The sequence below is a fragment of the Nocardia carnea genome, assembly GCF_029868855.1.
In the GTDB taxonomy this organism is placed as follows: Bacteria; Actinomycetota; Actinomycetes; order Mycobacteriales; family Mycobacteriaceae; genus Nocardia; species Nocardia carnea_A.
In genome coordinates this window covers 1-8,547 of the sequence record NZ_JARWOV010000090.1, presented here as the reverse complement: position 1 = coordinate 8,547, position 8,547 = coordinate 1, and the positions used below count along the sequence as shown (strand labels likewise).

The 8,547-nt window shown below is 67.8% G+C and carries 7 protein-coding genes; all 7 read left to right on the top strand.

What is annotated here, in order from left to right; translation table 11 throughout:
• On the top strand, positions 1–1,085 hold a 1,085-nt coding region (gene pafA / locus QH195_RS08765; RefSeq protein ID WP_280434984.1), incomplete at its 5' end, for a Pup--protein ligase.
• Between the two features lie 48 nt (positions 1,086–1,133).
• Positions 1,134–2,129, top strand: a complete 996-nt coding sequence (locus tag QH195_RS08760) for a helix-turn-helix transcriptional regulator (protein ID WP_280434983.1) — start codon at positions 1,134–1,136, stop codon at positions 2,127–2,129.
• On the top strand, positions 2,126–3,094 hold the full coding sequence (locus QH195_RS08755) for a helix-turn-helix transcriptional regulator (RefSeq protein WP_280424634.1): 969 nt from the start codon (positions 2,126–2,128) through the stop codon (positions 3,092–3,094). The genes QH195_RS08760 and QH195_RS08755 overlap by 4 nt, the downstream gene beginning before the upstream one ends.
• A 164-nt stretch (positions 3,095–3,258) precedes the next feature.
• Positions 3,259–3,513: a Sec-independent protein translocase subunit TatA gene (gene tatA, locus QH195_RS08750; RefSeq protein WP_280424635.1), complete on the top strand. Its 255-nt coding sequence runs from the start codon at positions 3,259–3,261 to the stop codon at positions 3,511–3,513.
• 164 nt (positions 3,514–3,677) lie between these two features.
• Positions 3,678–4,646 (top strand): twin-arginine translocase subunit TatC, encoded by a 969-nt coding sequence (gene tatC, locus QH195_RS08745; protein WP_280434982.1) that lies wholly within the window; start codon positions 3,678–3,680, stop codon positions 4,644–4,646.
• A gap of 80 nt (positions 4,647–4,726) precedes the next feature.
• A complete protein-coding gene (locus QH195_RS08740) occupies positions 4,727–7,426 on the top strand; it encodes a DEAD/DEAH box helicase (RefSeq protein WP_280434981.1) in 2,700 nt (899 codons plus the stop codon).
• Between the two features lie 190 nt (positions 7,427–7,616).
• Positions 7,617–8,405, top strand: a complete 789-nt coding sequence (locus tag QH195_RS08735; protein ID WP_280424638.1) for a DUF4333 domain-containing protein — start codon at positions 7,617–7,619, stop codon at positions 8,403–8,405.
• The last annotated feature ends 142 nt before the right edge of the window (positions 8,406–8,547 follow it).

Genomic DNA, 8,547 nt, shown 5'->3' with positions numbered 1-8,547 from the left:
ACGCCGAGCAGCGCCTCGCGGAGGAGGGGATCGGCGGGGATATCTACCTGTTCAAGAACAACACCGATTCGGCCGGCAACTCCTACGGTTGCCACGAGAACTTCCTGGTCGTACGGGCCGGTGAGTTCTCCCGGATCTCCGATGTGCTGTTGCCGTTCCTGGTCACCCGGCAGTTGATCTGCGGTGCCGGGAAGGTGTTGCAGACCCCGAAGGCGGCCACGTACTGCCTGTCGCAGCGGGCCGAGCACATCTGGGAGGGAGTCTCCTCGGCGACCACCCGGTCCCGTCCGATCATCAACACTCGGGACGAGCCGCATGCCGATGCCGAGAAGTACCGGCGCCTGCATGTCATCGTCGGCGATTCGAATATGGCCGAGCCCACCACCATGCTGAAGGTCGGGACGGCCGCGCTGGTGCTGGAGATGATCGAGGCCGGTGTATCGTTCCGCGATTTCGCGCTCGACAACCCGATTCGCGCCATCCGCGAGGTCAGCCACGATCTGACCGGCCGCCGTCCGGTGCGGCTGGCCGGGGGGCGGCAGGCCAGCGCTCTCGATATCCAGCGCGAGTACTACGCCCGCGCCGTGGAGCATCTGCGTAACCGCGAGCGGGATCCGCAGGTCGACCAGGTCGTGGACCTGTGGGGTCGCACCCTGGATGCGGTGGAGTCCCAGGATTTCGCCAAGGTCGATACCGAGATCGACTGGGTGATCAAACGTAAACTGTTCCAGCGCTACCAGGAGCGGTACGGGATGGAGTTGTCCGATCCGAAGATCGCACAGCTGGACCTCGCCTACCACGACATCAAACGCGGCCGCGGCGTGTTCGACCTGCTGCAGCGCAAGGGTCTGGCGAAACGGATCACCGAGGACGATGCGGTCGATGCCGCCGTGGACACTCCACCGCAGACCACCCGGGCCAAACTGCGCGGCGATTTCATCACCGCAGCGCAGGCCGCGGGCCGCGATTTCACCGTCGACTGGGTACACCTCAAGCTGAACGATCAGGCCCAGCGCACCGTGCTGTGCAAGGACCCGTTCCGCTCGGTCGACGAACGCGTGGATCGGCTCATCGCCTCGATGTGATCGGCGTGCGTCTACGCGACGCAGTAGCACTCCATTACTCTGTGTCGGGTGGCGATATCCAAGGTCGAGCGCCTGATGAATCTGGTCATCGCGCTACTGTCGACCCGGCAGTTCCTGACTGCGGAGCGGATCCGGGAGAGTGTCGCGGGGTACGAGGAGTGCGCCAGCGACGAGGCGTTCAGCCGGATGTTCGAGCGGGACAAGAACGAGCTCCGTGACCTGGGCATTCCGTTGGAGGTGGGTGCCTCGGGCCGGTTCTCGACGGTCGAGGGGTACCGGATCAACCGGGATGCCTACGAGCTACCCGATATCGATCTGAGCAGCGAGGAATCGGCCGCGGTGGCGGTGGCGCTGCAGATGTGGGAGTCGCCGGAGCTGGCGTCGGCCGCGGCCGGTGCGTTGCTGAAGTTGCGGGCCGCCGGTATCCATGTGGAAACCGATACCGCGTTCGCCGCGATCCCCGCCGTGCCGGCGCGCACCCGGGGGTCCGAACCGGTGCTGGGCAAATTGCTGGCGGCCATAGACGCCGGTCAGGCGGTGCGGTTCGAGCATCGCGGAGCGAGTAACGCGCCGTACCTGATGCGTGATGTCGAGCCGTGGGGTGTCGTCACTCTGCGGGGCCGCTGGTATCTGGTGGGACACGACCGGGACCGCGACGCCGTGCGGACCTTCCGGCTGTCCCGTATCGGCGAGGAGATCACGCCGTACGGGCCGCGCAATGCGGTGAAGGCGCCGGCCGGAACAGATCTGCGGGGGATCGTCGCGCAGGTCACGGGGACCGCGCCCGTCACCGGTTCCGCGACGATCTGGGTGGCGCAGGGGCGCGGCCGGGATCTGCGCCGTATCGGTGAGGTCGTCGGCAGCCGCAGTTTCGGTGGCCGGCCCGGCGATGTGCTGGAGGTGCCGATCCGGTCGCAGCATTGGCTGGCCCGTCTGATCACCGGTCTGGGCCCGGATGCGCTGGTTCTCGAGCCCGCGGATCTGCGCGCGGATGTGGTGGCGCGCTTGCGTTCGGTTTTCGATCGGACCGAGGTGGCGCTGTGAGCACCCGGTTGTCGGCGCGGTTGTCGCGCCTGTTGAACATGGTTCCGTACTTCGTGGCCAATCCCGGTATCAGCGCCGCGGAGGCGGCGGCGGACCTGGGGGTTACCACCAAACAGCTCATGGCGGATCTGAACCAGCTGTGGATGTGCGGCTTGCCCGGCTACGGGCCCGGCGATCTGATCGACCTGTCGTTCTCCGAGGAGAGCGTGCAGGTCACCTTCACCGCCGGTATCGAGCGACCGCTGCGCCTGACGTCCATCGAGGCGACCGCGGTACTGGTGGCGTTGCGGTCGATCGTCGATCTGCCCGGGATGGTGGACCCGACCGCGGCTCATGCGGCGATCGCGAAACTCGAGGCGGCGATCTCCGGGGGCGCGCCGGCCGCCACCTCGGCCGGACCGCCCGCCGAGGCGCCGGCGGTCACCACCGTGCGCTCCGCGCTGGCGGCGGGCCGGGCGCTACAGCTGGAGTACTACTCGGCCAGCCGTGATGTGGTGTCGACGCGGGTGGTGGATCCGATTCGTATCGTCGCGGTGGACGACAACAGTTATCTCCAAGGCTGGTGCCGGGAAGCCGAAGGAGTGCGGTTGTTCCGGTTCGATCGGATCGAATCGGCCGGCGAACTCGCCGAACCGTCGCGACCCCCACAGGAAGCACGGGCGACCGATGCGGGCCTGGATCTGTTCCAGGACGATCCGGCGGTACCGCTGGCCCGGTTGCTGATCGCTCCCGATTACGGCTGGGTGCTGGACCAGTATCCGATGCATCGGATAGCGGTGCGCCCGGACGGCGGTCTGGAGGCGACGATGCGGTTCGCCACGCTGGACTGGATGGCCCGGCTCGTGCTCGGGTTCGGGTCCGGGGTGACGGTCCTGAGTCCGCCGGAACTGGTGGCGGCGGTCCGGGAGCGCTCCGAGGCCGCGCTGGCGGCGTATCACGGCTCCGGACTGGACGAACCGGCCTGAACCGGCCTGCTCGGCGCTGTGCGTGCGGGTGCCGCGGAAGCGGCGCGGCGGTGAACGGCGGTTGACAACGGGTGTGACATGCCTGTGAGTGCCCCCGCTACGGTTCGGTGCCGGCATTACGGCAGGTAGCATCAAAGAGACCACAGTCTTGGGAGGTTTCCACAATGGGCTCTATGAGCATCTGGCACTGGGTGATCGTCGCGGCGGTGTTCTTGGTGTTCTTCGGCGCGAAGCGGATGCCCGAGGCGGCTCGCGGGCTCGGCCGGTCGCTGCGGATCTTCAAGAGCGAGGTGAGCGAGATGCACAACGACGGCAAGTCCGCGAGCACCGGTGTCGCCGCGCCCGCTCCGGAACTGCCGTCGGGCCGGGAGGCGAACGCATCGGCCACCGAGAACCGGAGCGAGTCGAAAACGCTCTGAGGCCTGTCTCCGTGGGCCCGGGCGGACCGGGCCCGGTTGCGACGGCTGTCCACCCGGCGCTGCCGACCGGGCACCGACCCATCCCGCGCAGATGAGCGCCGGGGTGGGTACAGTGCCGCAGGCCGAGCGGAGCGAGGCACGCTGATACGAGGGCATCCACACATATGCGAATTCCGTTCGACCCCCGGCGCAGCAAACGGCGCACGAATCCCGATGGCACGATGTCGCTGGTCGAGCATCTCCGGGAGCTACGCACCCGACTGCTGATCTCCATCGCGGCCATCGCCGTCACCACGGTCCTGGGTTTCCTGTGGTACGCGAATTCTTTCCTGTGGATGGACAGCCTCGGCGACATCCTGCGGGGTCCGTACTGCGATCTGCCCGATTCGGCGCGGGCCTCGCTGTCGCCGGACGGGGAGTGCCGGCTGCTGGCCACTGCACCGTTCGAGCAGTTCATGCTGCGGTTGAAGGTCGGTATGACGGCCGGGGTGGTATTGGCGTGCCCGGTCTGGCTGTATCAGCTGTGGGCGTTCATCACACCGGGTTTGTACCCGAAGGAACGTAAGTACGGGATCGGCTTCGTGGCCTCGGGGTCGGTACTGTTCGTGGCCGGCGCGATCCTGGCGTACTGGGTTATCGCGCACGCCCTGAGCTTCCTGCTCAGCATCGGCGACAATGTGCAGATCACCGCCTTGAGCGGTTCCCAGTACTTCAGCTTCATCATCCAGCTGCTGATCATCTTCGGGGTCAGTTTCGAAACACCGTTGCTCATCGTCGGCCTGAACCTGATCGGGATCCTCACCTACGAGCGGTTGAAGGCGTGGCGCCGCGGCATCATCTTCGGCCTGTTCGTATTCGCGGCCATCGTCACCCCGCAGGATCCGTTCTCGATGCTTGCGCTGGCCTTGGCGCTGACCGTGTTGTTCGAGGTGGCGGTGCAGTTCGCGCGGATCAACGACAGGCGGCGCGCCAAACGCGCCGAACAGGAGTTGGGCGCCCTCGACGACGAGCAGGCATCGCAGATCGGAGCTCCCGCCCCGGTCGACCCGGCGGCTCCGATCACCGCGACAGACCGGGTGAGCGCACCCGGCCCGGCGAAAGGCTCGGCACCGGACTATTCGGACACACTCTGAGCGCCCCAGGTGGTGCCGTGGGCGACCGGCGGATTTTATCGGCGCGACCGGTGTCGTAATCCTCCATTAGTCTCGGACACGTGACACCGAACGCGTCGCTGACCGCCGAACTGTCCCGGTTCGCCGCCGAGCTGACATTCGAGCTGGACCCGTTTCAGCGCCAAGCCTGTACCGCTCTGGAGAACGGCCACGGGGTGCTGGTGTGCGCGCCCACCGGGGCCGGGAAAACCGTGGTCGGGGAGTTCGCGGTGCATCTGGCGCTGGCTTCCGGCGGGAAATGTTTCTACACCACGCCCATCAAGGCATTGTCGAACCAGAAGTTCGCCGATCTGACCGAACGGTACGGCCGGGGCCGGGTGGGGCTGCTCACCGGCGATCAATCCATCAACCCGGACGCGCAGGTGGTCGTGATGACCACCGAGGTGCTGCGCAATATGATCTACGCGTCGTCGGATGCCCTGCGTGCGCTGTCGTATGTGGTGATGGACGAGGTGCACTACCTGGCCGACCGGTTCCGCGGCGCGGTCTGGGAAGAGGTCATCCTGCACTTGCCGCCCGAAGTGCGGCTGGTGAGCCTGTCCGCGACGGTGTCCAATGCCGAGGAGTTCGGTGCCTGGATGGAGACCGTACGCGGCGATACCGCGGTAGTGGTGGACGAGACCCGGCCGGTACCGCTGTGGCAGCACGTGATGGTCGGCCGCCGGATGTTCGATCTGTTCGACAGCGAATCCTCCGACCAGCGCGTTCTCGTCGATTCCGATCTGGTCCGCTATATCAAACAGCGTGAGGCCGCCGACCGGATGGAGGGCTGGGGCGGACCCCGCGGCAGGGGCGGACCGCGCCGGTTCTTCCGCCCGCTGCCCCGCCCGGAAGTGCTGTCCCGGCTGGACGAGGAAGGGCTGCTTCCGGCCATCACGTTCATATTCAGCCGGGCGGGATGCGACGGCGCGCTGGCGCAGTGCCTGCGGTCGGGCCTGAATCTGAGCGGTGCCGCCGATCCGGAGGTCGTCGACGCGATCATCGACAAACACACCGGAGAGCTGCCGCGTGCCGATCTGGAGGTGCTCGGTTACTGGGAATGGCGGGAGGCCCTGCACCGGGGCCTGGCCGCGCATCACGCCGGGATGCTGCCCGCGTTCCGGCACACGGTCGAGGAATTGTTCGTCAAGGGGCTGGTGCGGGCCGTTTTCGCCACCGAAACCCTGGCCCTGGGGATCAATATGCCCGCGCGCACGGTCGTGCTGGAACGGCTGGTGAAGTTCAACGGCGAAACGCATGCCGAACTCACTCCCGGGGAGTACACGCAGCTCACCGGCCGGGCGGGCCGCCGCGGTATCGATGTCGAAGGCCATGCGGTGGTGCTCTGGCAGCCCGAAGTCGATACCAGCGCGGTCGCCGGCCTGGCCTCCACCCGCACCTATCCGCTGCGTAGCTCCTTCAAACCCGGTTACAACATGTCGATCAACCTGATCGACCGGCTGGGGTCGGACGAGGCGCGGATGCTGCTGGAGCGGTCGTTCGCACAGTTCCAGGCCGATCGCTCGGTGGTGGGTCTGGTGCGTGGAATCGAACGAAACGAAGGCCAGCTGCGGAAACTCGCGGCGCAGCTCGGCGGGGAGGACGGCGATTTCCTCGAGTACTTCGGCTTGCGGGAGCGCATCAAACAACGGGAACGGCAGCTGAACCAGCAGACCCGTAGCGATCGGCGCACCGCCGGAGTCGCGGCGCTGACCGAACTGCGGCGTGGTGATGTGGTCGCCATCGGCGCGGGCCGCCGGGCCGGTCTGGCGGTCATCCTGGAACCGGATGCCACACCGGGCGATCCTCGTCCCCTGGTGCTCACCGAGGACAAATGGGCGGGACGGGTATCGGTCGCCGATTTCCCGGTGCCCGCCGAACCGCTGGGCCGGATGCGGTTACCGCGCCGGGTCGACCATCGCACGGCCCGCACTCGGCGCGATCTGGCATCGGCATTGCGCAGTACCGGGATCACCGCACCCAGTCGCGGCCGCCGTGACAAGCGCGCCCGCGGCGCGGACGATCCGGAACTGGCGACCTTGCGACGCACCCTGCGCGCGCATCCCGCACACTCCCGGCCCGATCGCGAACAGCTGGCCCGGTTGGGGGAGCGTTACAACCGCGTGCGCCGGGAAACCGAGGCCATGCGGCAGAAGGTCGCGACGACCACGAATTCGCTGGCTCGTACCTTCGACCGGATCGTCGGTCTGCTGGAGGAGCGCGGATTCGTGCACGACGGCGAGGTCACCGCGGATGGGCGGCGGCTGGCCCGGATCTATGCCGAAAGCGATCTTCTGGTCGCCGAATGCCTGCGCCAGGGCCTGTGGCGTGGTCTGGGGCCGGCCGAATTGGCGGCCGTCGTCTCCATCCTGGTCTTCGAATCCCGTAGCGAGGGCGGATATCTCGGAGCGACCGGGCCGACGGCACCGATCCGCCGGGCGGTGGCCGACACCATCGCCCAGTGGTCCCGGCTGCGCACCGACGAGGCCGAGCACCGGCTGGCGCCGACCCGGGAGCCCGACCTCGGTTTCGTCGACGGAATCTACAAATGGGCCCGCGGCGATGCCCTCGTGGACGCGATGCTGGCCGGTGGGGATCAGGGCACACCGTTGTCGGCCGGTGATTTCGTGCGCTGGTGCCGTCAGGTGATCGATCTGCTCGACCAGATCCACAGCACCGCAGACGATACCGAGGTCGCGGCCACCGCGGCCAAGGCCGTCCGGGCGATCCGGCGCGGTGTCGTCGCCGTGGACGCGGCATGAGAGAGTCAGGCCCGGAGGCGGTAGTGCGATACCTCCGCCTTCGCCGCGGCTTCCGCATCCGTATGCGAGAAGCGATCGTCGGCCTCGCTCATGCCACAGTAGGAACAGCGTGAGACCATCGATTGTGATTTGATTTCAACCGCACGCGGGGGGCTACCGTGTGTATGACGATGCGAGTGGAGGCAACCAGATGAGTGGGCCGTACGGACCGAACGATGCCCCGGGTCCCGGGGAGGGACGTAACGATCCCACCCAGGTCTGGGGTGGGCAGCAGCCGCCCGGCGCAGCGCCGCAGTGGGGGAACCAGCCACCCGCACAGTCCCCGAACGATCCGCAGCAGGCGCAGCCCACCCAGCAATGGGGCGGTGGCGACCAGAGCGGTCAGCAATGGCAGCCGCAGCCGCAGCAGTGGAGCCAGCCGCAGCCCCAACCGCAGCAGCCCCAGCCACAGCAGTGGAGCGAGCCGACGCAGCAGCAGTGGGGTCAGCAGCCGCCGCCCCAGCAGTGGGGTGACCCGAATCAGCCGCAGCAACCGCAGCAGCAGTGGGGCGACCCGAACCAGCAGCAACAGCAGCAGTGGGGTCAGCAGCCGCAGGCGCAGTCGGGGCAATGGGGGCAGCCGGCCCAGCAGCAGTGGGGCGCGCAGCAGCAGCCCACCGGTGGAGGTGGCAAGAAAACCGGCATGATCGTCGGGCTCGCACTGCTCGGGGTGGTGGTCGTGGCCGGTGTGGTGGTCGCGATCCTGATGCTCACCGCCAAGGACGAACTCGATCAGGCCGCGGTGCAGACCGGGGTGGCCAAGGTGCTCGAGGAGTCCTACGGCATCCAGGACGTCAAGGATGTTCGGTGCCCGGCGGGACAGGAGGTCGCGGTGGACGCGACGTTCACCTGTGACCTGAAGGTCGGTGGCGAGGACAAGACAGTAAATATCAAGATCACCAAGGACGACGGGACCTACGAGGTCGGCCGGCCGAGCTGAGTTACGCCGATCCCGGGGGGGCGGGGGGGGGGCGGGGGTTGGGGCCCCGGGGGCCCGGGTTTGGGCCGCCGGCCAGCGCGGGGAGCCCCGCAGGGGCGGGGGGGGGGGAGCGGGGCGGGGGGGGGGCAGGGACGGGGCGGGG